25 protein-coding genes and 1 pseudogene are annotated in these 23,989 nt (G+C 33.7%); 6 read left to right on the top strand and 20 right to left on the bottom strand.

Translation table 11 applies throughout. From position 1 onward, the window contains the following. Nucleotides 1-269: 269 nt before the first annotated feature. Nucleotides 270-530 (bottom strand): hypothetical protein, encoded by a 261-nt coding sequence (locus ACYFX0_RS09255; protein WP_000013691.1) that lies wholly within the window; start codon nt 528-530, stop codon nt 270-272. Nucleotides 531-727: 197 nt separating this feature from the next. Here ACYFX0_RS09255 and ACYFX0_RS09260 point away from each other — a divergent pair, with 197 nt between their 5' ends. Further along, nucleotides 728-853 carry a YjcZ family sporulation protein gene (locus tag ACYFX0_RS09260; RefSeq protein WP_000540377.1) on the top strand — a complete coding sequence of 42 codons (126 nt, stop codon included), beginning with the start codon at nt 728-730 and terminating at the stop codon, nt 851-853. 491 nt (nt 854-1,344) lie between these two features. On the opposite strand, the gene ACYFX0_RS09265 is transcribed toward ACYFX0_RS09260, so the two are convergent. Together ACYFX0_RS09265 and ACYFX0_RS09270 are read right to left on the bottom strand one after the other, a co-directional pair. Beyond that, a complete protein-coding gene (locus ACYFX0_RS09265; RefSeq protein WP_460270313.1) occupies nt 1,345-2,046 on the bottom strand; it encodes a YrrS family protein in 702 nt (233 codons plus the stop codon). A gap of 237 nt (nt 2,047-2,283) precedes the next feature. Beyond that, on the bottom strand, nt 2,284-2,718 hold the full coding sequence (locus tag ACYFX0_RS09270; RefSeq protein ID WP_002100802.1) for a hypothetical protein: 435 nt from the start codon (nt 2,716-2,718) through the stop codon (nt 2,284-2,286). 604 nt (nt 2,719-3,322) lie between these two features. Between ACYFX0_RS09270 and ACYFX0_RS09275 the strand changes: the two genes are divergently transcribed. Beyond that, the gene (locus tag ACYFX0_RS09275) at nt 3,323-3,433 is read left to right on the top strand and encodes a YjcZ family sporulation protein (RefSeq protein WP_000540371.1); all 111 of its coding nucleotides are present in this window, start codon (nt 3,323-3,325) and stop codon (nt 3,431-3,433) included. A 106-nt stretch (nt 3,434-3,539) separates the two neighbouring features. Here the strand turns inward: ACYFX0_RS09275 and ACYFX0_RS09280 are convergent, their stop codons facing one another. Next, nucleotides 3,540-3,692: a hypothetical protein gene (locus tag ACYFX0_RS09280; protein ID WP_000734746.1), complete on the bottom strand. Its 153-nt coding sequence runs from the start codon at nt 3,690-3,692 to the stop codon at nt 3,540-3,542. Nucleotides 3,693-4,087: 395 nt separating this feature from the next. Between ACYFX0_RS09280 and ACYFX0_RS09285 the strand changes: the two genes are divergently transcribed. Next, the gene (locus tag ACYFX0_RS09285; RefSeq protein WP_460270316.1) at nt 4,088-5,470 is read left to right on the top strand and encodes an alpha/beta hydrolase family protein; all 1,383 of its coding nucleotides are present in this window, start codon (nt 4,088-4,090) and stop codon (nt 5,468-5,470) included. Between the two features lie 95 nt (nt 5,471-5,565). Here the strand turns inward: ACYFX0_RS09285 and ACYFX0_RS09290 are convergent, their stop codons facing one another. The 5 genes and pseudogenes from ACYFX0_RS09290 to ACYFX0_RS09310 all read right to left on the bottom strand — a co-directional run bounded on the left by ACYFX0_RS09290 (nt 5,566) and on the right by ACYFX0_RS09310 (nt 8,200). Continuing rightward, entirely contained in the window at nt 5,566-5,958 is a 393-nt protein-coding gene (locus ACYFX0_RS09290; RefSeq protein ID WP_106103827.1) for a hypothetical protein, read from the bottom strand. Between the two features lie 25 nt (nt 5,959-5,983). Then, nucleotides 5,984-6,106: pseudogene (locus ACYFX0_RS09295) on the bottom strand (GNAT family N-acetyltransferase); the annotation flags it as partial. A 186-nt stretch (nt 6,107-6,292) separates the two neighbouring features. Further along, nucleotides 6,293-6,955 (bottom strand): class D sortase, encoded by a 663-nt coding sequence (locus ACYFX0_RS09300; RefSeq protein WP_106103828.1) that lies wholly within the window; start codon nt 6,953-6,955, stop codon nt 6,293-6,295. Between the two features lie 56 nt (nt 6,956-7,011). Then, the gene (locus tag ACYFX0_RS09305; protein WP_086396969.1) at nt 7,012-7,599 is read right to left on the bottom strand and encodes an excalibur calcium-binding domain-containing protein; all 588 of its coding nucleotides are present in this window, start codon (nt 7,597-7,599) and stop codon (nt 7,012-7,014) included. Between the two features lie 493 nt (nt 7,600-8,092). After that, nucleotides 8,093-8,200, bottom strand: coding sequence for a YjcZ family sporulation protein (locus ACYFX0_RS09310; RefSeq protein ID WP_000540375.1), 108 nt, complete (start codon nt 8,198-8,200; stop codon nt 8,093-8,095). A gap of 214 nt (nt 8,201-8,414) precedes the next feature. Here ACYFX0_RS09310 and ACYFX0_RS09315 point away from each other — a divergent pair, with 214 nt between their 5' ends. Next, complete coding sequence (locus tag ACYFX0_RS09315; protein ID WP_001177693.1) at nt 8,415-8,549, top strand: hypothetical protein; 135 nt, start codon at nt 8,415-8,417, stop codon at nt 8,547-8,549. Between the two features lie 92 nt (nt 8,550-8,641). Here the strand turns inward: ACYFX0_RS09315 and ACYFX0_RS09320 are convergent, their stop codons facing one another. Both ACYFX0_RS09320 and ACYFX0_RS09325 read right to left on the bottom strand, forming a co-directional pair. Then, a complete protein-coding gene (locus ACYFX0_RS09320; protein WP_000358712.1) occupies nt 8,642-9,202 on the bottom strand; it encodes a PRK06770 family protein in 561 nt (186 codons plus the stop codon). Between the two features lie 351 nt (nt 9,203-9,553). Then, nucleotides 9,554-11,029 carry an MDR family MFS transporter gene (locus ACYFX0_RS09325; RefSeq protein ID WP_106103829.1) on the bottom strand — a complete coding sequence of 492 codons (1,476 nt, stop codon included), beginning with the start codon at nt 11,027-11,029 and terminating at the stop codon, nt 9,554-9,556. A 142-nt stretch (nt 11,030-11,171) separates the two neighbouring features. On the opposite strand from ACYFX0_RS09325, the gene ACYFX0_RS09330 reads away from it, so the two are divergent. Then, nucleotides 11,172-11,747: a TetR/AcrR family transcriptional regulator gene (locus ACYFX0_RS09330; protein WP_106103830.1), complete on the top strand. Its 576-nt coding sequence runs from the start codon at nt 11,172-11,174 to the stop codon at nt 11,745-11,747. Nucleotides 11,748-12,040: 293 nt separating this feature from the next. Here the strand turns inward: ACYFX0_RS09330 and ACYFX0_RS09335 are convergent, their stop codons facing one another. Both ACYFX0_RS09335 and ACYFX0_RS09340 read right to left on the bottom strand, forming a co-directional pair. After that, nucleotides 12,041-12,196: a hypothetical protein gene (locus ACYFX0_RS09335; RefSeq protein ID WP_000394753.1), complete on the bottom strand. Its 156-nt coding sequence runs from the start codon at nt 12,194-12,196 to the stop codon at nt 12,041-12,043. 295 nt (nt 12,197-12,491) lie between these two features. Next, on the bottom strand, nt 12,492-13,259 hold the full coding sequence (locus ACYFX0_RS09340) for a TSUP family transporter (protein ID WP_000348456.1): 768 nt from the start codon (nt 13,257-13,259) through the stop codon (nt 12,492-12,494). 110 nt (nt 13,260-13,369) lie between these two features. Here ACYFX0_RS09340 and ACYFX0_RS09345 point away from each other — a divergent pair, with 110 nt between their 5' ends. After that, a complete protein-coding gene (locus tag ACYFX0_RS09345) occupies nt 13,370-14,155 on the top strand; it encodes a TrmB family transcriptional regulator (protein WP_098900001.1) in 786 nt (261 codons plus the stop codon). Between the two features lie 139 nt (nt 14,156-14,294). On the opposite strand, the gene ACYFX0_RS09350 is transcribed toward ACYFX0_RS09345, so the two are convergent. From ACYFX0_RS09350 to ACYFX0_RS09380, 7 genes are all read right to left on the bottom strand, one after another. Continuing rightward, nucleotides 14,295-15,143 (bottom strand): RpnC/YadD family protein, encoded by an 849-nt coding sequence (locus ACYFX0_RS09350; protein WP_000908110.1) that lies wholly within the window; start codon nt 15,141-15,143, stop codon nt 14,295-14,297. A 113-nt stretch (nt 15,144-15,256) separates the two neighbouring features. Next, nucleotides 15,257-16,546: a replicative DNA helicase gene (gene dnaB / locus ACYFX0_RS09355; RefSeq protein ID WP_142318569.1), complete on the bottom strand. Its 1,290-nt coding sequence runs from the start codon at nt 16,544-16,546 to the stop codon at nt 15,257-15,259. Then, nucleotides 16,543-17,400 carry a DnaD domain-containing protein gene (locus ACYFX0_RS09360; RefSeq protein WP_460270321.1) on the bottom strand — a complete coding sequence of 286 codons (858 nt, stop codon included), beginning with the start codon at nt 17,398-17,400 and terminating at the stop codon, nt 16,543-16,545. Before ACYFX0_RS09360 ends, dnaB begins: the two co-directional genes overlap by 4 nt. Before the next feature lie 197 nt (nt 17,401-17,597). Continuing rightward, entirely contained in the window at nt 17,598-17,924 is a 327-nt protein-coding gene (locus ACYFX0_RS09365) for a nucleoside triphosphate pyrophosphohydrolase (protein ID WP_460270323.1), read from the bottom strand. A 179-nt stretch (nt 17,925-18,103) separates the two neighbouring features. Further along, nucleotides 18,104-20,425, bottom strand: coding sequence for an AbiH family protein (locus ACYFX0_RS09370; protein ID WP_460270325.1), 2,322 nt, complete (start codon nt 20,423-20,425; stop codon nt 18,104-18,106). A gap of 282 nt (nt 20,426-20,707) precedes the next feature. Beyond that, nucleotides 20,708-21,946: a restriction endonuclease subunit S gene (locus tag ACYFX0_RS09375; protein ID WP_460270327.1), complete on the bottom strand. Its 1,239-nt coding sequence runs from the start codon at nt 21,944-21,946 to the stop codon at nt 20,708-20,710. Continuing rightward, nucleotides 21,936-23,561, bottom strand: coding sequence for a type I restriction-modification system subunit M (locus ACYFX0_RS09380; RefSeq protein WP_460270329.1), 1,626 nt, complete (start codon nt 23,559-23,561; stop codon nt 21,936-21,938). Before ACYFX0_RS09380 ends, ACYFX0_RS09375 begins: the two co-directional genes overlap by 11 nt. Nucleotides 23,562-23,989: the final 428 nt, after the last annotated feature.

The following is a 23,989-nucleotide window of genomic DNA, read 5'->3' on the forward strand; positions in this document are numbered from 1 at the left end:
CCCCATTACTGGGGCTCTTAAAAAATAATAAAAATAAATGAATTAAAACAAATAACAGACAACTAAAATATATACGCTTAACATTATATAATCTATATATTTATGTAAAATTACATAAATATATAGATTATTATACGCTATACTAAAATAGGAGTCGACAATCGTTATTTTCTTCTTATTTTTAAAGCAATATGGATATACCTTCTTAACTCATTTGGATTGGATAAGAAAAGAAGACAGCTTAATTGATGTCTTCTTTTTTTATAGTTTTATGAATTTTTTTGAGCAGCCGCTCTCCAATCACGAAAAGATGTTGGGCGTCCAGAAAAAGCTCTTTGCTTTGTAACAGATGGTTTTTCTTCAGGAGTCATTGTTTTTTCTTTAAGAGTCGCTGGTTTTTCTTTAAGCGTCACTGATTTTTCTTCAAGAATAGTCACAGCTGTTTGCATTTTTTCTAACTGTTCTTTCAACAATTGTTGTTCAATCTTTAAATCCGTAAGTAAACGTAAAATCATCTCAGAATTAGCCATAAGATCCTCCTTCCCCCAATACACAGAATAAAATACAATATGTAGAAGACAAAATACTGGTGACAAAAATAAGGTCGTCAACTCTTTTTAACTTCCAAAATCCTTTTATTTTTTTAAGGACCTGCTCCATTCATCCTTAAAAACATAAATTAAATTAAATCCATTAATAAATGGTCTTTATGGAAGGAGGAGTTAATATGGGCTATGGCGGTAGTTGTGGTGGAGGCTGTGGTTTCGGCGGCGGATTTGCCTTACTTGTTGTGCTCTTCATCTTATTAATCATCGTTGGCGCTAGCTGTTGGGGCGGCGGATTCGGCTGCTAAGGAGAGGCACTCTTGAGAGTGTCTTTTTTTTTGATATGCGGCTCGTATACATATTGTTCAAATCTATATATTTTTTAAAAATATAGATTTAAAACATATTTCTCAATGAATAAAATAACTTAACATGGTAAAATAATATTTGGATGGGAGTCCAATATATTATTAAAATTAAGATGGTTCAAGTCGAAGGAAGGCACCTTAGGGTGTCTTTTCTTTTTTATAAATAATTATAAATTAAAATCGCAAAAGATACTTACTACTTATAAGGAACATTTTGTTTAGTCCAACTATCCCCATATTTATTTGAAACTAATTACTATCATAAATATAAAGAAGTTATGGATAAAATAGTGAGGTAAATAAAACAAAATATAGATTTGATTCATATTTCTCAACGAGGTACCACCAGCATTTTTTTTAAAATAAGCTAAGCAAAAAAATAATCAGCTGCCCATATGGACAGCTGATTTACATCATTACATTTCTATTATTTATCTTACCACCTGAACAGATGCTGGTTTCCACCCCTGATTTTCTACCCAATCAATATTAACCTTATATTTTTTATTATTTTGCTTATCTCGTACATTACCGTATGCTTTATTATTACCATTATTCCCAATAAAATCGAAAATCAATTGGCTCTCTGGAACATCAACAGCATAAGAAATTGCTTTTTTCATCTCACTCCAATCTACTGTTCCTTCTTTAAATTTCATTTCAGGTTTTGCTCCTTGCTCGGTACCAATTGGCTTCCAAGAAGGATTAGTTTGAGAACCCTTTTCTTGAGATGCCGCTTTTTCTTCCTCATTATTTTCATTTCCGTTTGTTTTTACCGATTTTTCTGCTTTTGATTTCTCTTCTAGCTGTGCTGCTTCTTTATCTTCAGTTTTCTTCTCTTCTATCTTTGCTGTTTCTTTATCTTCAGTTTTCTTCTCTTCTATCTTTGCTGTTTCTTTATCTTCAGTTTTCTTCTCTTCTATCTTTGCTGTTTCTTTATCTTCAGTTTTCTTCTCTTCTATCTTTGTTGCTTTCTTTTCTTGAGCAATTGCTTTCGTTGATGTATTAGAAGGGGTAAACAATTGGTATGTCACTATACCAACTGTCACTAATACCAAAGTAAATGCAATATTAAAAATTGCCTTTTGACGACGATTCTGTTGTTTTTCTTGAAATCTGCTTACTTGTCCCATTCTTCAAACCTCCGTGTTTACTTTCTCCTCTACTCTTTATGTATTATCCCTAAAATTCTTAATATTTTTATTAAACAATAGAAATAAACTACACTTTCCATACAGGATTTCATATCATAATAAAATTTGTGTTTTTTCAAGTATCTGACATATGTTATTCAAAATAGTTTAATACATTAAAAATTGATAAGCTTCTGCACTTAAGAAACCTTCAATTTTATTCAAAGGTGATTCCAATTATGTCCATATTAGATCCCCTGTAGAAAGCTTTTTAACAATTAAACCTCTTCTTCCCTTATTTATAATTTTTAAATTAAATTTCCCTCTATAGTATAATAAAGATGTTTCGTTTTCTAATGGGGTATGTCGTAAAATCAAAAGGGATTTTATCTCTTTTACCTTCTTTTCAGAGTAAATTTCACCACTAGGAAATTCTATTATTCCTAATGTAATCTTTAATTCGCTCTCATCGAAAGGCCACTCCTTATTAAGTTCCCTTATCTTTTGTATAAAGCTTCTTTTGGTTTGTCCTATATATAGCAATGTTACACTCTTAGCACATACTCTAGAGATTGCAAATATCCCCTTCTTAGAAGCTTCTTCCCTATTATAAAAATCATTTATACTATACATTCCATACCATTTAATATGTACTGTTTCTATGAATCTCACCTCATTTTTAGACAATATTATAATTTCTGAATGTTCAAATTATAATGGGCGCATAGTCCTGATTACTTGAATTATAAATTGTGCTTTTCAATAATACATTTTATTATTACTAATTTCAATAATACAAAAAAAAATACAATATTATAGTTTAATTACAAAACTTTATGAAAAAACAAAGTGATGTCGTACCAAATATTATATTTTTTCAATATCAGACTACCATGAACAAAAGTTAGAGAGTTATGGAATAAAATATAATTTGTATGTACATACATTTCTTTAAAAAGAAGTTTTGTAGTTTGCAACTGAATTAAACAAACATAGATTTTTATGACTCTTTTTGGGATATAGCAAAGTGGGATCTTTTATATGCACGTTACTATACCGAACTTTCGGTATAGTATTTTTTTGCAGCTCCTTGATTTTTCACCAAATACGTATAAAAATTAATAGTATGAAAATAAACTGCTGGCTAAAAGTTTACTTTCGATAAAATAAAAAAGGACCTACTCCATTCATTCTTAAAAACATAAAGTAAAGTGAACCCGTTAAAATACATGAATGGCCCTTAGTTTTAATCCTCTTATCTAAAGGAGGAACTATTATGGGCTATGGTGGTAGTTGCGGAGAAGGCTGTGGTTTTGCTGGAGGATTTGCTTTGCTTGTTGTACTCTTTATACTATTAATCATTATCGGATGCAGTTGCTTCTGCTAAAAAACTATTAGAAAGGACACTCTTATATGGGTGTCTTTTCTTTATGAAAAATATCTATAACCTTTTTCTTATGACTTTTAACATCAACAAAGGGTGATACAAACTATTACATATGTTTGTACCACCCTTTATTGATGCGTTTAAACTTCACAAGTGTTGAAGTTTTAGACTTCTCCCTTAGTGCACCCATATTATTAGAACATCCTGTAATCTGTAGACAAAATGTAGCTAATAAAAACAATATTAATAATTTCTTCAATAAATCCTCCTACATACATAAAACACCATATATCACAAAACAAACATAACATCAACTCTTTATAAAAACAATAAAATCCTCGTTCCTTAAGCTATCTCTTAACATAGGAGTACCGCTACAAATCCATTTTTAAAATATCCTCTACTTAAGGAATTTGTAAGTATCAAGTAAGAAAAACGAGAACTTTGCTTCGTATAATCAAAATATAAAGTGAAGGAAGAAAGATTATTTCTGAAGTTTATATGCATGTGGAAAAGGAGAAATCTACGTTTGTTTAGAGTAATAATATAAATGTGTCCAAGTTTTGGAGATTAATTGTAAATATTTTGAGGTTTTTGTACCAGAATTCTAATTACCGTACTTGTTTTTTACCAGCACATATTGGAGGTTAAAACATGATTAAAAAAAAGAAAATACAAAGATTAGCACTTACCTTTATCCTACTCTTTTCTTTAGGCATTTCATCTTTCTCGCTTACAACAACTATTCACGCAGATACAAGCGAGGAACAATCTGCTGAAAAGAAACTAGTCTCTTTAACGGAGCGTACATCATTATTTTTTGAATATCTCCAGCAAGGTAAGTATGCAGAGGCACTACAGTTGACGTCTACTACTTTTCAATCCAAGTTTACAGCAACCACATTACAAAACTGGTGGACACAAAGTGGTTGGAGCGGGATAAAAAGCATGGGAATCCCCGTGATAAAAAAACGAAACTTGGTCCATCAGACGGTGGAAATTCCAGCAGATACCGAAGGAACTACCATACCGCTACTCCTTAAATTCACACCTGGCGGGAAAGTAGATGAAATTGGAGAAAGGCCACCCGAGGAATCTTATACCATCCCGCATCCTAGCTATGATCAACCTGACTCCTATCAAGAACGTGAAATCGTCATTGGAAATTCTACCTATCCGTTACCAGCGACATTAACAGTTCCGAAACATAAGCGTGGTGAAAAACTGCCCGTAGTTGTTCTTGTTCATGGTGCTGGCATCCATGATCGCGATAGCACATATATGGGAACAAAAATCTTACGAGACATTGCGGTGGGCCTTTCATCCAACGGAATTGCAGTGTTGCGCTATGAAAAGCGCACCTTAGAACATGCATTAAAGATGAGTGCAGAACCTGTTACATTAGACCGTGATACTACAGATGATGCCATATATGCAGCAAAATCAGTAGCGCAGCAGGAAGGCATTGATCCAAGTAATATTTTCATTCTTGGACATAGTCTAGGGGCCGGCACAATGCCGCGTATACTAAGCAAAGCACCTTCCTCACTTGTCCGAGGAAGCATCTTACTCGCACCACCTGCACGCCCTTTGACTGAAATTGCCATTGATCAGTATCAATACCTTGGGAAACCAAAGGAAGAAATCGATGAACTAAAAAGACAGGCTGCTTTTATTCAGGATCCTACTTTCAATCCTGACCATCCTCCAGCTGGCTACAATTTTGGGTCACCTCATTTTATGTATGATGTTTCTAGGTGGCGTCCAGTTGAAGAGGCAAAATCACGAAAAGAGCCTTTACTCATTCTGCAAGGAGCACGTGATTATCAAGTAACAGTAAAAGATGAATATACAAAATGGCAAGAAGGGCTTGCAAACCGCGGGAATGTTCAGTTCAAAAAATATCCGAAATTGAATCATTTCTTCACGGAGGGTGACGGGGAATTAAGCCTCCCTAGTGAATATGAAATCCCTGCTAACGTTCCCGAATACGTCATCCAGGACATTATTACATGGGTTAACGAGACAAAAAAATAAGAAAACATCAAAAGCCTTCATGCAATCATCATTGCGTGAAGGCTTTTGGAAACTAGTGATTCAGAGATAGCTATTATAATGCACCAAAACGAGAATTATATTTTTCTACGTACTAAATAAAACGCTAAGGAACCCATAATAACAGGTGCAACGAAGTCAAAGAAATGTGAAAAAGTAAAAGTAAAAGTAAAAAGAAAAAGAAATGGTATAAGTGTATAGATAACTGCTAGTCCTATAAATAAAGGAATTCCAAATTGAAACTCTCGACATCGTTTAATTTTCCTATATAAAACTTCCCCAAGTAAACAAGCTATGAGAGCTGGTATACTACCATAAGTGACGATAGTTTTTATGAATCCATGTAAAACGTCCGGGTGAATAAAGCTAGGATTAAAAATATATGAAATTAAGAACCATCCAAAAATAAAAGCAAACAGACTTGCAACATAACCAACTACAAATTTTATCAAAGTAATCAACGTAATCATCCCCATAATTCCCTAATATTATCTTCATTGTATCATTTTCTCTTAAAAAGACTCCAAAAGGATATACTTGCCCTTCAGCTTTCTTTTTTAATACTTGTTCAAGACGTATTTTTTGATGTTATTTTGTATAAAAAACTTTTGGGAGCAACCTGTTCTGTTGGCTTGATGAGCATGACATGCCGCCAATATTCCGAAAAAAAATCACGCTAAACAAAAAACTATAATAAACTTTCCATATGAGCAGCTTATTTACATAAAAAAAGACACCCTAAGGTGCCTTTCTCCGACTAGATAACCACTTTAATTTTACTAATGTGTATTGGACTTTCCATCCTCAATGAATGGAAAGTAGAGATGCTTCAATTATGTACCGGTCTGGAGCGTCTCCTATATAGTCAAAAGGATAACAAGTTGTTAATGTTAATGTTGGCTCACTTTTTTCTACAATAACTGTTCGATCTTCTGAATCTGTTATCCAATGCTTGTTAATTTCATATGTATATGTTTTATTTTCATATTCCACGATAAGTTGGTCATTTTCCTTTAATTGACCAAGCTCGGTAAAAACAGTATCTCTATGTCCACTTAAAACTGTATGGCCATTTCCAGATGGTGTAGTAGTTAAGTCACTAACAAACATACCTACACCCTTTTTTAGTACTTTATCATCGGCTCCCCAATATATAGAGTATTTCTTTTGTATTTTAGGGATAATTAAATATGCTACTTTATCTCCTAACTGATGGTTTACCTTTGAAGCGGGAATTTGTACAGGTTCTTCTTGTAATGAAGTGTCAGTCTTTATCTCTGTCTCTGTTTGATTGATGTTTTGCGTTTCATTTTCTTTAGAAGGTGTGGAGGTCTCATATTGTTTAGCCTCGTTAGTTGTTAACGACTCTGCTGATTGTCTAGCACTATACCATTCTAGAAAATAATAGGAAAAGATAGTAAGTCCAATAACAGTTAAACATAAGCCTATCCATTGTTTTTTATTCACTTTTATCACTCCATTTGAAAACGACAGGATTTCTCCTGCCGTTTTAAGGAACTATTTTATGCGTTTGTCTTTTTACGACGGAACATTAATACAGAACCAGCTAATGCTAATCCTAAGCTTGCTAACATCATTGTAACACCGTTTGATGCTGTATTAGGTAATTTTTCACCTTGTTTTTTTGTTTCTTTTTTCACAACTGTATTAGTATTTTTCTTTGTTTCTTTTGCAGTTGTTTGAGGCTTAGTTTGTTCTTGTGTAGTATTTGTTGTTTGGTTATTTTGTTTTGAATTCTCTTGCTTAGTGTTTTCTTGTTTAACAGGTTCTTGTTTAGTGTTTTCCTGTTTAGTATTTTCTTGTTTAGGTTGTTCTTGAGGTTTAGTAGTTTCTTTATTTTCTGTTGTAGTATTTGTGCTCTTTGGATATTTATAATCTTCACATGGAATGCCGTCTTTATCATTATCTAAACGGTGTGGATCATTTCCAACACCATATCCATTTTGATCCCAGAATGCTTGAGCATCTTGTTGACTTTTAAAATGGCCACAGTTTTTTGTATCATTCGGACTCTTAGCTGCAAATGCAGAAGAACTGTACCCCACTGTTAATAGTGTTACCGCTGTTGCTGAAACTAATAATTTTTTCATAAATTTCTTTATCCCCCTAAATGGTATGTATTTACATTGAAATATTTTACATTTAAAAACCTAAAAATACAATAATAATTTGTAGATAAATGTAAGATTTCTAGATAATAATACCAAACTATTAATTCGTATATTGTCATATTATGTCGAAAGGAAATAAAAAAAGAGCCAAGGCCCTCTTTAATAACTACTAATAACCATAGTCACTATTCTCACAGTAATATGAATTTGATTCATCACAACAAATATATGCTGTTTGTTGGATAAATAATGGACTCGGTGAAGCGTTAGCTGTAGTAGCATTTGAGAAAGTAATACTTGAACATCCTCAAATAAGAAAGTTCTTGTATCTCCTGGTGTTAATGTAATTATTACAATTCTACATGCCTAATAAGGAAAAGGTATACCGTATACTTTATACAGTTGGCTATTGTCAGGAATCATTTTGCACGAAAGAAAAGACACTCTATATGAGTGTCTTTTCCAATAGTTTTTAGCAGAAGCAAGAAGCTCCAACGATGATTAATAAAATGAATAACACAACTAATAAAGCAAAGCCTCCAGAAAAGCCACAACCGCCACAACTACCACCATAACCCATAATAGTTCCTCCTTTAGATAAGAGGAGAAAACTAAGGTTCACTCATGTATTTTAATGGATTCGTTTCATCTTATGTTTTTCCGCATTGATTGAGCAGGTCCTTTCGAAAACTATTCACATATTAACTATATTTTTAAAAATGAATAATTTAACTATAACAATAAATAGATAAATTAATATAATGTATTAATTCTAAAAGAAGGGAGGAATAGCCATGCAATTAGTTTGTTTTAAAATAGTAAGTGGTCAGTATTTCTTGTTTGTAGAAGGTATTCAAATTCCTGTACCAATTCCAGCAGTTGCTGCAGCTTTATTAATTGGTTTAGGAGTAATTCCACTTTGTTCTTAATGTAAAGAATTCGGATCATTCCTAACTTTCAATTGGAAAAGCCTCAAGTATATGAATACTTGAGGCTTTCTTTATATCAAAGAAAAAACACCTTATAGCGCTTGAAGATCTCCTGATTTAATTAATGCGGCCGTTACATCATCACCGAAAGTATTGAGACAGAATACTTGCTCGTCTACCTTATCCATCACTGTAGCTTCACCTATCACGCCACCTTGAAGTTTAATAAAATAGTTATGTTCTTCTACAATTTTACTAAAATCTCTATTTGCCCATCTTTCAGTAATTGCTAATAGCTCTTCTTTGTTCTTGAAATTGTTTCCGTTTAGAATATTTCTTACTTTCTCTGCATTCTTTTTGGACATAGGGGTTGCTCCCTTTCCTTCACACGCTTTTACTTTTTGATGAGTCATGCTATGCATAGCTGAAATAACTTCTTCTTCAGTAGAAGTTACTGTAATGTGAAGTTGTGCATTTGAACCTTTCACTTCTGCTTCATTCGATAGTATGTCTTCTTTATTAACCTCTGCAAAAACATGGTCCTCACTCCCCATTGGGACTTCAGCAAACTGTAATATTCCATAAGTCATACCAGTTGCAAGTACTACTACCCCTATAATAGATGCTAGCCAATACGTTAGCTTTTTGTCCATCTTCATTTCCCCTGTCTTCGTTTAAATATCTTAACTAAAGAGTACCATATTTAATTCCTTTTTATTGAAGTGTCTCTAATTTTTACTATAAAAAACGTATAAATCATTTAATACCAATATAACAACTTCACAATCATGACTATGCCTATTCTCATAACAGGATCTATATACGATGTCACTAAATCATCTGGTGAACTATTAGTTATTAGTACGGCTTTGCATCCTTATTCTCAAAAAGGATAATTATTGTACATACCAATTCTTATGTATAAAGACACCCAAAACAAGTGTTACGAAAAAAATATAAAAAAGACATCTTTTCTAGGGAAAGATGTCTTTTTTATATAAACCTTAATGTTCGTTCTGTAAAACCCTCGCTGCCTTTACTCCTTCTTTCTCTTCTTTTAAGAATAACGATACGATAAATGCAACAATAATAAAGATTAACCCAAGTGCAAATGCACCTTGGAACCCTGACGTTAAACCGTTTAACTTCTCTACTGGATCCAGTGGATTTGCGGAGCTTTCCATATACTTAGTTGTTCCTGAAGACATTTTCGAAATAAAGATAGCTGTACCAATTGCACCAGCTACTTGTTGCAACGTACTAAATAGTGCTGTTCCGTGCGGATATAAATCTGGTGTTAATTGATTTAAACCGTATGTTTGTGCTGTCATGACAAACATGAGTCCAACCATTAATACGCTATGCATGACAATAATTTGTACCATTGATGTATCAGGAGTAATGCCTTTAAATAAGAACATTGCAATTCCTACTAAGACAATGCCGGGAACGATAATAACTTTCGGACTAAATTTATCAAATAGTTTCCCTGCGATTGGTCCCATTATGGCGCTAATAACACTTCCCGGAAGCATGATAATTCCTGATTTAAAAGCTGTAACGAGTAAAACGGTTTGCAGGAACATCGGTAATAAAGTCATCGTTGAAAATAGCGACATCATCACAATGACAATTAATCCAACTGATAATGTAAACATCGGAACTTTAAATGCTCGTAATTCTAAAATTGGATTCTCAATTTTCAATTGTCGAACGGCAAAAATACATAATGAGATAAGCCCAACAATTAAAGTGCCATACACTTTTGCATCGGACCATCCTAAATCACCCGATGCACTAAAGCTATACACAAGCCCGCCAAATCCTAATGTCGATAAAAGGATAGATGGGTAATCTACTTTTGGCCTTGTTAACTCTGAAACATTTTGAATGTACTTCATCCCAATCATAATGGAAATGATCACGATAGGAATAACAATATAGAATAACCAGCGCCAATTTAATGAATCCACAATTACTCCAGATAATGTAGGACCAATTGCCGGAGCTGCCATCATCACAAGTGCGATTAATCCCATTGTCGCACCACGTTTTTCAGGCGGACAAATAATTAAAATCGTATTCATTAATAACGGTGTAATTAATCCCGTCGCTACAGCTTGGACGATACGGCCGACTAATAAAACGGAAAATGTCGGTGCGAATCCCGCAATTAATGTACCAGCTAAAAACGTTACCATAGCGATCAAAAACATTTGTCTCGTTGTGAGCCATTGCTGAAGTAACGCTGTAATTGGGACTAAAACCCCAACTACTAACATGTAAGCTGTAGAAAGCCATTGAATCGTTGAAGCCGTTACGCCAAATTCTTTCATTAATACCGTTAACGCATTACCAAGTAATGTTTCATTTAATAACGCAACCATTGCCCCTAAAAGTAATGCAATTAAAATGGGGGTATGTTTCATATTAGAAGTATCAACTTTGCCACTTACAAGGCTCTTAGTTGTCATATTCATTTACAGATTCTCCTCCTGTTTCTTACTTAAAAAACTTTAAATATACCTGAACATATGTAATATAATATACATATGTAGATTAAAAAGGGAGAATCAATTTTCAGCCACTGTATATTTAATCTACAAAAAAGGAGAAGTGTAGATGAATGATAATGAAAAACAACTTGATTTACGTATTAGACGTACACATAAATTACTGTGGGATTCCTTATTTGAATTAATGACGCAATCAAAACAGAAATATAGTACGATCACGATTAACCAAATATGTGACCGCGCGATGGTACACCGAACAACCTTTTATAAACACTTTGAAGATAAAGATGCTTTATTAGCATTTGGATTTAAACGATACAGCAAGATGATTGCTGAAATACCAGTTTCAGATCGATTAAGTAAACCATTTCAAGTAATGGAACAATTTCTACACCATGAAGAAATCGGTAAAATATTAGAGACACAAATGTCTGATGAACAATTTATTAACCGGACACAGTATTTAAGTCACGAAACGAGAAAACAAGAAATAGAAGCGTTAAATCAACTGCACAAAAATCATACGATGCCCAATGATTTAATCATTGAATTTTATTCAGGGGCAATCACCTCATTAAGCGCATGGTGGTTTAAAAGTGAAAGAAAAGTTTCTGCTGCTGAAATGGATAGGTATCTCCATCAACTTATTAATCGGGATATTTTTCAGTTTGAAAAGAAATAAGACTACACCTTTTCAATCATGCAATAAAGTGAAACTTTAATCAGCCCTCACCAATCGGACTTTTACGGACAGCCCGACCCCCACCTAACTTCTTTGCTTCCACTGAATTTTGAGGTGGGGGTCTTACTGCCCGTTAAAGCGGGATCAAATTGACCACAAAATAGGAATATGATATATTTTCCGTAGAATACTATATAAGTATGACATCAAATAAAATGGCATATAATAAAAAGAAGAGATGCGCTAACATCTCTTCCTTAACTGCTACCGCTTAGGGTGGTGGTTATTATAAGCTATTTCTTTTTGCGGAACCCACCCTTTTGCTTGTGACGGCGCGGAGTGGGTTTTTTGTTGTCCTTATCCAGAAGTTGCTTCCGCAAAAAATACGCTGAAACTTCGCGCACAGTCGCTTTGACAAACTCTTTTACAAGGTCAAACAAAAACTCCATATTATCACCTCCTTTCCTTCCGAATAGAAAGAAGGGATAACCATCCACCCTCACAATATGCAGTTACATATATTTTATCAAATGATTGTAAAGATATTATGTAAACAAAACAAATGAAATTTTACATAGAAAAATATGAGTTTATATTCTTTTCACTTAGATTCTCCTTTTTAATAAGACTTTTTTAGATGCTATCTTCAAATAAGGTAGCATCTAAAAAATGTTAAAAAGAATTTCCTCCTAATTTCTTCTTATATTTTATGTAATCTTGACCTTTTCTACGTCCTTTGATTACTTACTGAATATAGTCATACAGATTTTTCGCTAACAATAAACAAGTTACTGTAATGAAAAGAGCACGAACATACCCGCTCCCTTTTTTTATAGCAAATTTGGAGCCAACAATCCCTCCAGCAATTTGAGCAATCCCCATTATAAAACCATACGCATAGTTTACTTGCCCTACATACATAAACATCAATAATGCACCAACATTACTTCCTAAATTAAGAAGCTTCGCATTACCTGCTGCTTTTAAAAAATCATACCCAATAAATAAAAGAGAAAACATTAAAAACGAACCTGTTCCAGGACCTAGAAATCCATCATAAAAACCAATAGCAAAAATAAAAAAGGTAAAAATAATGACGTGTCGACCAGACAATTTCTTATGAGTGGAAATACTACCCCAATCCTTTTTGAATATCGTATAAATAGCGACCGCACCAAGCATAATCAACATCAATGGCTTCAGTACTTCTGGATTCATTAAATGAACGGTCCATGCCCCTATTATGGAACCTATGAAAGTGAGCGGAACTAATTTAAACGCCGATTTCAAATCAAGATTACCAGAACGATAAAACACAATATTACTAGTTGCACTTCCCATTGTCGACGCTAGTTTATTCGTAGCTACTGCACTTGCTGGATTCAGTCCTGTAAATAATAAAGCTGGTAAAGCAATGAGTCCACCACCACCTACAACTGAATCAATAAATGCAGCTACAAATCCAAAAACAATCAAAATCATTAATACAGATGGGTCTAAATAAAAATCCATACTATTAACCTCCCCTTTAGTCACTATTCGAATAGTAACTAATAATTTGCTAAATGTAAACAGTTATTGTAACGTTGAAATATAAAAGCAAACATCGGAGGACGAAAAAAGTGGACTACATAGTGCAACAGCTTAAAAAAATTGGTTTCAATGAATATGAAGCTAAATCTTATGTATCTCTTGTTAAACAAGGGCCTGTCACAGCCTACCAAGTGAGTAAAGATTCGGGTGTCCCAAGAGCGCGAATTTATGAGATTTTAGGTAACCTTGTAGAAAAAGGAATTGTCATGAAAGAAGAAATAAATGACACCACTCGCTATTCACCTCTACCTGTTGAAATCTTTTTACAGAAGGCGCAATCAGAATGGCAGTCTACATATGAAGGAATAAGTGATTCATTAAAAAAACTAGAAACTTCCGAGGAAAAAACGGATAATCGAGTGATTACTTTAAAAGACAATCAAACAATCATTAGCTATTGTCAGGCATTAATAAAAAAAGCAGAACGACGTATTGTCATTTCAATGTGGGATGAGATGTATGAAGCATTAAAAGAAGATCTATCTGAAGTAGCTGATAAAGTTTCAATACAAGGTATTACCCTGCATGTTGAAAATCCCATTAAAAATCTAGAAGCCCATCGCATAACACCTTATACAGAAACCTTGTCTACAGAACATTGGTTTATTGTATCAATAGATTCTAAAGAGATGATTTATGGACCATCACTTGAAGAGCGTAATATTGCTTTTTATACAGATGACCCCGTCCATATATACTTATTAGAGGATTATGTATGGCATGATGTTTTAGTAAATCGACTTGTCCGACGTAGCCAAGATGACTTGCAGCAATGGATTACTGCAGAGAGAAAGTCTTTCTTTATGGGGAAATGAGGAACATATTCAAGAGCAAACCAAAAGATTTGCGTATTAAACCTAACAACTTCTCCGTACAAAAATAGCCGACTATTATATAGTAAATATTCGGCTATTTTTGTATAAATTTATACAGACGCTGCCATTACCCCGGCGATTAATGAGATAAACGCTTCTCCCACTCTTTCACCTTTTCAATTGTTACATCTAATTTTTTAGCTATTTCTTCTACACTCATTCCTTTAAAGAGCATTCCAGCTGCCGAAAGTGCTTTATCAATTTCTTCTTGCTTCTCTTGTTCATATAAACGACCTACTTTTGTCATCCGTAACCACTCCTTTACCTTTTTCGCGTAGTCTTCATCAATAAATTTATCTGTAGCTACAAGAATCCCAGCAATAACTTGAATTTGTTCTTGCTCATCGGAGATACACTTTGCTACTTCTATCGTTTTTTCAATTAAAATTTGTCTTTTCTCTCTACTATGCATAAGTGGTACAAGTATTAATTTCATGGTTTCTTCATCCGTCAAAGATTTTCCTTCTTCCATTTTTCTAATAATCTTTTGAAGAATGGCATCACCATTGTATTCATTTAGTAAAACCGCTTTAGAATTTAAACGTATACTACATACATCTATTTCTTCTATAGGATTCATTACCTCACTGGTATAAATAACTACGATTCGAATATCCGGTAACTCTTTCCTCTTATTATAGTAACGATACATAATTTGATTCGCATAATCCATATACTTCAAATGGTTTTCGAGGAAACGGGTATTACTTTCATACTCTAACATTAAAATTGAACCATCTTCCATTTCAAATAAAGTATCTGAGCGCCTTTGATCTGCACGAACTCTCGAAAATTCATTTAGCAACAATTCTTTTATTCTTGGATAACCTTTTAACCCATATGCTTCAAGCCCTTTATCCCTATAACATTCACTTAAAAACTTCATCAGAATATCTTTATTATGATAAGAAATATCATTCCCTGCCAATAGCTAATCCCCCTTAACTATTAGTTACCATTTTCTTTATTATATAACTTATAAAATTAGCGTTACAACTTTGGGTCACATGCACATGCTATTTTCAAAACACCTTCCTCTCACTACTTCTCCCTCTCCACAAACCGCCCAAACTCCTTCAAAAACCTCAGCTTAAAACTCCCCACAGGCCCATTCCGGTGCTTCGCCACATGAATCTCCGTCATCTCTTTCTGCACTGTTTCCTTATCGTAATAATCCTCTCGATACATAAGCATAATGACATCCGCATCTTGCTCAATTTGTCCGGTCTCTCTTAAATCTGATAAAAGCGGACGCTTATCTTGCCGCGACTCTACAGAACGAGATAACTGTGATAACGCTACTACACAAACATTTAATTCACGTGCTAATAACTTAAGCTTACGAGAAATCTCACTAATCTCTTGAAATCGATTGCCCTTATGCTTCGGATCGCCCGTAATAAGCTGCAAGTAATCTACAATAATTAAAATCTTTTTATCACCGTGCTTCCTCTTTAACTTACGAGTTTGCATCCAAATATCTTGCACCGTAACGCCTGCATTGTCGTAAATCTCAAATGGTAACTCACCAATCTCCGCAAACGCCTTACTTACCTTCTCCCAATCTTCCATCGCAAAACGATGCTTCGGATTTTTCAACCTACCTCCTGACACTTCACCTACGCAAGACGCCATCCTTTTTAACAATTGCTTACTACTCATCTCTAACGAAAACAATCCAACCGCCACTCCAGACTTCGCCGCATGCAATCCAACATTTAGCGCAAACGCAGTCTTCCCCATAGAAGGACGCGCACCAAGAACGACAAAATCACCTTCCTGCAACCCGCACGTCATCTTATTTAACGATGTATAACCAGTCTCAATACCAGTAATCTCTTTCACATCTTGATGAAGCTCCTCATACAAATCAACTAACGCATCCTTCAAATCAAACTCACATACAGAGTCTTTCTCCTCTAACTCACAAAGTGCCGTAATCGTCTCACCGATAACTTTCTCACTCTTCTCCGCAATAAGACGCTCCCCCATCTTGTGCCCGAGAACACCAGCCTGATACATTTTCCACGCACCTCGAACAAGCCCCTCATAATAAGAGAAGTTGGCAGTTGTAGGCACACCATCCATTAACCCTATAAAATACTCCATTCCCCCGATCCCCTCTAAAAACTTCGGATCTACCCGAGAAATGAATGTCACAAGATCAATCGGTTGCCCCTCTTCTTCCATCTTTCGCATTAACTGAAATATAGACTTATGTACTGGCATAGAAAAATACTGCTCCGTCAAACGGCACTCCTTAATAAGCTCTCCATCAATTAGTAGAGAACCTAACACCGTCTTCTCCGCCTCCACATTTTGAATACTCATGGCCGCCACCCGCGCTCCGCTAAAAAGCGCTGCAACTCTTCCTCAGATGGCGCATTCTTCTCCCACTCCTCACACCTCGCCAAAAACTCCTCCGTCTCCCCGGTACTAACAGACGACTCCTTCTTCCTAAAGCTCGCCGTATCCGCCTCAACCTCACACACTTTCGTAAACCCTTTCCCGTGCCACCCACGAAGAATCCCCTTCACATAAGCAACCGTCCGCTTATTATTCTCATACGCAATTTGAAGAGCCTTCAGCACAAGCTCCTCTGACAAATCTTCCATCCACGCACTCAGTTCCTCCACAGTATGCGGAGACAAACTACCAAAATGTTGCTCATAAAAAGAAAACACACGACTTCCCGTTTCTTCCTCTATAACCTCTTCTTCTGTCTCCTCGCAAACTGGCTCGACATCATCCACAGCCAAATCACTCGGCATGCCGAAATGCGCTAAAAGCATCGGAACATTCAGCTCTTCCTCTACGCACTTCTGAAGAAACATATGTACAAACTCCTTATTCTTCACACCCTTAAGCTCACGAAGCACACACTTCTCCACATTCGTATTCGTCACAGGATTATAACGAAGCCAATTTAAAACGAATAACTCCCGCGTATCCGCATCATAAAGAATCTTCCCATAATCAACGAAGCGCTGCACAAGCTTATCAACAGTCTCCCGATTATACCCCGTCTCCATCTCAGCTAACCGCTTCGGAAAAGGAAAAATCCCACACTGCGTCGTCTTCGAACAAGTTAACAAATAAACATAAAAATACCGCTCCTCCGGCGTCAAATCCAAAACAAAATCATCCTGCCAAAAATTCACCTGCACAGTACGATACACCGCCATCCCAATTCCTCCCGTCCTAATTCAAAAATGAAAATTTCCTCTTTGTACTATATATAGGAAGGAGGGCCGGGTTTTTGGCGTGTTATTTCAAAAAATTTTTCGACTCCTACTACGGTGTTTGTTGGTGTTTTTGTTTTGTTATGTTTTTTCTTAGTGATTTATTACTTGGTAGGGGCTTGTAAGGGGCTTAGGAGGGGCTAGTTATCGGTTACTTCGATTAGAAATACTCGATCTGAGAAGCCGCCTCTTTCTTTTGCTTTCTTTTTACGTATGTTGTTGATTTCTTCTAGTGTTGTGCCTTCGTATTCGGCTAGGGCGTTGATTAGTTCTAGTAGGTCGGATAGTTCTTCGAGTTTATGAGATTTTGTTTTTGCTTCGATGTATTCTGTTAGTTCTTCTTGTGTTTTCTTGCAGAGTTCTTTTATGTATTCGTCTTCGGGTAGGATTCTTGTCGTGGGTGTTTTTCCGTTGGATTTTATTATTTGTGGAATTTTGTTTCGGATTAGTTTGTTGTAGGTTGGCATGGGATTTCCCTCCGTTAGGTTTTTCTTCTATTATAATGGAAAAGCAGTTTAACTAGGGGTTAAACTGCTGCATCATTTATTTAGTTGGATATACCCACTAATTAATTCACAATTAGTACGTTAGAAGGTTAGACATAAGTGTATATCTTTAGATACATGTATTTATGGACCTGCGTAAATTATGTAAAAATGATATCCTTTTTCTCTTGAGTGTTGAACTCTTCTACAGAATAACGATCAATAAGAGCTTCTAGGTCCTTACTAAATTGATTATGATAAAATAGTAAGCGCTCAATCTCTCCTCCATCTTGCTTATATTTTTTAAAATCTACTTTTTTCTTCAAATCTTGAAAACCATTTTGATACTGAAGACTTAAATTATTATTATAATTGTTTAGGAAGAATTTCAAATCCCCATAATTTATATACCACTTGTCAGCAAAACTTTTAATTTCTCCATCTGAAATTAAAAGTTTCTTTGAAATCATAGTGTTTGATAAAGTGTGTTCATCCACCTTTTCAGTATCCGAACTAATAAATAGGTTCATTAAATTATTCCTTTTCATGCAAATAATTTGTTCACTTAATATTTCAGAAAAAGCTATTTCTTTACTATTAAATTTTAATATCGGCTCATAATCAAAAACATTATATAAAACATTAGAATATAGTTCTTTTAAAGGTATATTATTAATTTCAAATTCTTGCAGTTTGTGCAATCTATTGTCTTTAGAATTAAATAAATCTGAGATATACAACTTTTCACTATCAAAGTCAATCAATTTAATATTCTTAATACCGTTACTCAATTCCATATTCGGCAAGGGAGCACTATCCAAGCCATACAACTCTATATATTCCACTTCAGGGAAACATAATTTCGAAACATTGGAATCTATTTCTATTTTAACAATCTTACTTTTTACGCCATTGTTGCATAATGTTTCATCTACTCTTATTACTTGGTTTCCTAATACAATGATTCTATATAAATAGGTCGATGGATTTTTCAATATTATTCTAAAATCAATACTTTTTGAGTTCTGTTTTTCACCGTTAGTCCCATTACGATGTTGAAAGTCATTCTTGCAAATTTCTAAATCTTTGAGTTTAGGTAATTTTGAAATATCAAACTCATTTTTATTTAATTCATATAATACTTTATTATCTTTTAGCACCAACTCTTCTAATTCATTTTCTTCAAATGCATTATAAAAATCGTGCCAGTTTATATTACAATTAGTAATCTCAATTTTACTAGCTTGTTTTAAAGATTCTTTATAAATAACATTTTCAAATAATTCCGACAGTAGTGTAGAATCATTTACATCGGCAATACTAATCACAAAATTTTCTTGTAAATTTATGGATTCAGGAGATATTTTTTTAAAAATATCCAATAATTTTTGTAGCCTTGTCGTCCCAGTAATTTTAATTTGTTTTATGCTTTGAAGCATAAAACTCGTATTATACACTTGAATATCTTCAAACAGATTACTACTTTCATCATCTTGAGGAACCGGGAAATTAAACACTTCTTTAACCAGGTTATATTCATCTAATCCTTTGATTACCACTTCACTATCATCAGTGTGCAATACATCGAAAAAAGGAACTAAATAAATTTTCTCAGCATACTCCCTACCTAATTGTTTGATGAAAAACTGTAATTTTTCTGAAAAATCTTGATTGTAGTAGAATATATAAATTTTTTCAGCTTTTTCAAAAAAAGGTTGCAGAAAAATAAAATCGCTTCCCATAATAGAGTGTCCTAGAATAAACAAATTAAATGAATTATTTTCCGCTTGATTCACCTTTGTAATTAACTCTTCTCTTCTAGGGAACAATATAGAATCTTTTTTTATTCTTACTAGTTTATCGTTTGTTAGTGATCCTTCTAAACTAACCTTCGAAATATCATTGTTACCAGTAAATCCACCCCCGAAAATAATATTATTATCTTCTATTGAGCCATGTAACTGATAAATTTCATCTTTTTTAATTTTGTTAATCACAAAAATATCATCTAAGACTTTTGTAAAATTAAACGTCATGATATGAGTTTTTTTATCCAAAAATAACTTTGAATAAAATGGATTTATTTGTAATTTCTCTTTATCTAATTTATCTTTCCATTCATTATATTCCCTTTTGATATAATGATAAAACAGTTTTTCTAGCTCTTTGAGATCCTTATTCAATTTATTTACTCTATAATTCTTTAGTTGATCATGCTTACTATATTCTAAGGATTCATTAATTTCGATCATTTGAGTTTCAAATATTGTTTCAAAGTCTGACCAATTTAATTCTCTACCGTGAAATTCCCTGACAAATAAGTTATTAAAATCATAAATATCTTCATTCGTTTTTAAATGGTACTGTTTTATAATATTATTTAAAAAATGGTTATATGAGCTTGCCATACCCATACTTAAATCAAATCCATTTCCAATTACTACATAGTTCTCCTTCATTTTCATTCTATTTTGGTTCTCCAAAATATAATCACCTCTTCAACAAATCAGCATTTTTCTCCATCAAATATTTTTAATTTAGTCTTTATATAGATAGAAACATACATCCTCATATATATTTCAAAACATTGCAGCAATCCTTATTTGAAAAACACTAAAAATTAACGCCCCATACGAACTACTATAGTTGTTTTAGTGATAAGATCTCTATTCTAATAGCGTCTTCAAAATCTGAACGCATAAAAGCTTCTACCTGCTACAAAAGCACCTTTTAATTGCATCATTTTCCCATGGTTCTATAGTTTATTACACAAACATTTTTTGTAAGAAAGCTTCCTTAATTTCTTTTAAAGTTTTTATTTGTTTTTGATGAAGAGCGATAGTATCATCTAGTTTCTTAAAAAAAGCACTTATTCTTTTTTGTTCTTCAATACCCTTAGGTAATTTAACATTAATATTAAAGAAATCTTTAGCTGATATATTTAGTAGGCCTTCACTTCGAATACCTTTAGGAGCACGCATAGAAACATCTTTATGCCACTGATTAGTTTCAAAGTATGAAACTAAAAAGTTTGAATCCACAGAAGTAGGTTTAAAGATAATATACATTGAGGATAAGACGCTCATTCCATATATTTCCAGACACTTTACTGTTCCCCAAGGGTTTCCATTAGAATAGCTCCTACTATAGGCAAATTCACCTTTTTTCAGCAAATAATAGTTACTAATATCTTGATTTTTTACTTGCTTTTTAAGAAACCTATTTTGATCAACTGATTGATATGGGGCAGATAGTTTTAGAAGTGATTTTGATTCCACGTCCTTGTTTTTTCTTGTAATCCTCTCTACGATAGATTCTAACTTGCACTGTTCCCAATCATCCGCAAAGCCAGGAAAACGAAATTCTGGGATACATTCATCATCTTTAGGAAACATTTTTTGCAGGAAACATCTTTTACTTTCCTTTAAATTTTCAAGTTCAGACTGATGAAGAGCAATAGTTTTATCAATTTGAAGGAAAAACCCTCCTATTTTCTCTTGTTCTGCAATCGAAGGTTTCAGAATAATAACACTACCGAGAATTGAGCGACTTATATTAAACCTTGTACCTCTAACAACTTTCCTTTCAATTTGTTTTCTATTTTTATTATTTAAAGCAAGTTCAACAAAGTATGTATTAAATTCTTTTTTCTTTTTTCCTCTAATAAAAAATCTGCTGTTCAATGTATTATTCTGCGCCAAACCAGCTTTAGACCAACCAACTTCATTTAGAGATTCTGATGATTGAACAAAAATAAGTTCACCATTTTCCGCTTTATTGTAAAATTCAGGGTGACTGTCAACTTCCAATGAATTTACAGCTTTATCATAAGTAATAGATTGATCCACAAGGATATCCATAGCGCTATTTTTTTTTTTCTCCGCACCACATTCTTCCTTCGGAGCATTAATTTCATTTGAAAAATCCATCAACTCAGATAGATGCTGTTGCTCCCAATAATCAAAAAAATCTTCAAAACGTATTTGAGGTATTTTATTGCTCATTGTGTTCACCGCCTGGATAAATTCCAAAATCTAGAAGGGAAATAAATTGCTCTAATTCTTTTTGTGCTTCTTTTGTTGTTCCAGTCAATTCTTGAATCATTTCTCCTAAATTTCGGTTTGATTCAGCAATTTGCTTTTGAGTTTTTTGCATATTATGAGCGACTTCAACCAGAGAAATAGGTTCTTCCTCTTCAAAAGTATCCACATAAAGTGGGATATTCAAGTTAAATTCATTTTCTACGATTTCATCAAACTCGGCGACGTATGCATATTTTCTAATTTCTTCACGACGGTTATATGCATCCAGAATTCTATCAATATGTTTATCATCTAATTCATTTTGATTCTTACCTTTTTTATAATCATTAGATGCATCTATAAACAATACATCTTTGCTATCACGGTTTTTCTTCAAGATAAGCAAAGTTGTTGCAATACTTGTGCCAAAGAAAATATTTGCTGGTAAACCAATCACTGTATCAATAGCTCCATTCTCAAGCAAAATATTACGTATTTTCCCTTCAGATGCTCCTCTAAACAATACACCATGAGGCAATACAATCGCCATCACGCCAGAATCTTTTAAGTGATAGTAGCCATGTAATAAGAAAGCAAAGTCTGCTTTAGATTTCGGTGCCAACACTCCATACATTGAAAAACGTGGATCATCCAAAAATTCTTCATTGGCTGACCATTTTGCACTATATGGTGGATTCATCAAAACACCATCAAATTTTGTTGGTTCCTCCGTTGGCCAGTCAGTATCTAAAGTATCAGCATTATGCAAGTGCTGGTTGGCTACACCTACACCATGAAGAATCATATTCATTCGTGCAAGGTTATAGTTTGAAGTGTTTAATTCTTGTCCAAAATAACTAAGTGTTCCAAGTTCATTGGAGAACTTTTTTACATTTAATAGTAATGAACCGGACCCCATTGTAGGATCATACACACTAAAACCTTTTTGATTTTCTTTCCCTTGAAGAATAATTTGAGCCATTAATTTAGAAACTGATTGAGGTGTATAAAATTCGCCTGCTTTTTTTCCTGATACAGAAGCAAATTGGCCAATCAGGTATTCGTACGCATATCCTAACATGTCCCCTTCATGAACAATATCCAATGAGGCTAATTCTTTCATAACAGTAGAAATTGTATGATTTTGTTTCTGAGCTGTTGCACCTAAACTTTTTGCATAATGATCTACGTCTTCAAACAAATTTTCATACAACTCACTACTTTGTTCAATATTACGAAATCCTTGAGCTAAATCTTCTAATTGGAATTTCCCCTTTTCAATCGCTTGAACTAGAGCTGTAAAAGTCAATTCTGGTTCTAAAGCAAAAGAAAAATTATATTTTAACTCTTCTATTAAACTTTCCTTTATTTCAGGATCATTGAATGCATCAATATAAACTTTTTGAGCTTCATTTATATCAGCAACTTCTTCTTCAAGCAATTCAGCTGCATAATAAAGCATCTTATCCGATAAGTATTTATAAAGAATTAAGCCAAGTAAGTAGTTTTTGTATTCGCTTGCATCCATTTTTGAACGCAAAATATCTCCACTATTCCACAATTCTTGGTAAAGTCTCTTTGAACTTTGATCAGCCATATTCGTTAACTCCTTTAAAGAATTATTACTTGATAACCATTTCATCTATTCCATTATAATCCAACCAACCTGATTTCTAAATATACATTTACACAATTGATATTTAAGAAACTTCTAATTCTACCAAATAAAAATGACTATACTAATTCTAATAATATAAAGAAGTTATAGTCACATTTTTTCACGTCACAGAATTGGCATAAAGAAATACAAAGTATCCTATCATCCTTTGATACACCTATCTTCCCGCTCGACATTCTCGAAACATAAAATACCTGTTTCTTAGCTTGACAGGATGGAGGTCATCATTTTAATTTACATCCACTTTACTTACTAATTACAAGAAAAGCATACACCTCATATACTCTTCTTTCCATAGCTAACACTACACTTTATCTAACTAATATTTATCTAATCTATTTCATAAT

This window comes from Bacillus sp. NEAU-Y102, assembly GCF_054788175.1.

Excerpts from the sequence above, each read along its gene's own strand:
- ACYFX0_RS09255 (WP_000013691.1), bottom strand. The coding sequence starts at position 530 with ATGGCTAATTCTGAGATGATTTTACGTTTACTTACGGATTTAAAGATT.
- ACYFX0_RS09260 (WP_000540377.1), top strand. The coding sequence starts at position 728 with ATGGGCTATGGCGGTAGTTGTGGTGGAGGCTGTGGTTTCGGCGGCGGA.
- ACYFX0_RS09265 (WP_460270313.1), bottom strand. The coding sequence starts at position 2,046 with ATGGGACAAGTAAGCAGATTTCAAGAAAAACAACAGAATCGTCGTCAA.
- ACYFX0_RS09275 (WP_000540371.1), top strand. The coding sequence starts at position 3,323 with ATGGGCTATGGTGGTAGTTGCGGAGAAGGCTGTGGTTTTGCTGGAGGA.
- ACYFX0_RS09285 (WP_460270316.1), top strand. The coding sequence starts at position 4,088 with ATGATTAAAAAAAAGAAAATACAAAGATTAGCACTTACCTTTATCCTA.
- ACYFX0_RS09290 (WP_106103827.1), bottom strand. The coding sequence starts at position 5,958 with ATGATTACGTTGATTACTTTGATAAAATTTGTAGTTGGTTATGTTGCA.
- ACYFX0_RS09305 (WP_086396969.1), bottom strand. The coding sequence starts at position 7,599 with ATGAAAAAATTATTAGTTTCAGCAACAGCGGTAACACTATTAACAGTG.
- ACYFX0_RS09310 (WP_000540375.1), bottom strand. The coding sequence starts at position 8,200 with ATGGGTTATGGTGGTAGTTGTGGCGGTTGTGGCTTTTCTGGAGGCTTT.
- ACYFX0_RS09315 (WP_001177693.1), top strand. The coding sequence starts at position 8,415 with ATGCAATTAGTTTGTTTTAAAATAGTAAGTGGTCAGTATTTCTTGTTT.
- ACYFX0_RS09320 (WP_000358712.1), bottom strand. The coding sequence starts at position 9,202 with ATGGACAAAAAGCTAACGTATTGGCTAGCATCTATTATAGGGGTAGTA.
- ACYFX0_RS09325 (WP_106103829.1), bottom strand. The coding sequence starts at position 11,029 with ATGAATATGACAACTAAGAGCCTTGTAAGTGGCAAAGTTGATACTTCT.
- ACYFX0_RS09330 (WP_106103830.1), top strand. The coding sequence starts at position 11,172 with ATGAATGATAATGAAAAACAACTTGATTTACGTATTAGACGTACACAT.
- ACYFX0_RS09335 (WP_000394753.1), bottom strand. The coding sequence starts at position 12,196 with ATGGAGTTTTTGTTTGACCTTGTAAAAGAGTTTGTCAAAGCGACTGTG.
- ACYFX0_RS09340 (WP_000348456.1), bottom strand. The coding sequence starts at position 13,259 with ATGGATTTTTATTTAGACCCATCTGTATTAATGATTTTGATTGTTTTT.
- dnaB (WP_142318569.1), bottom strand. The coding sequence starts at position 16,546 with ATGAGTATTCAAAATGTGGAGGCGGAGAAGACGGTGTTAGGTTCTCTA.
- ACYFX0_RS09360 (WP_460270321.1), bottom strand. The coding sequence starts at position 17,400 with ATGGCGGTGTATCGTACTGTGCAGGTGAATTTTTGGCAGGATGATTTT.
- ACYFX0_RS09365 (WP_460270323.1), bottom strand. The coding sequence starts at position 17,924 with ATGCCAACCTACAACAAACTAATCCGAAACAAAATTCCACAAATAATA.
- ACYFX0_RS09375 (WP_460270327.1), bottom strand. The coding sequence starts at position 21,946 with ATGAGCAATAAAATACCTCAAATACGTTTTGAAGATTTTTTTGATTAT.
- ACYFX0_RS09380 (WP_460270329.1), bottom strand. The coding sequence starts at position 23,561 with ATGGCTGATCAAAGTTCAAAGAGACTTTACCAAGAATTGTGGAATAGT.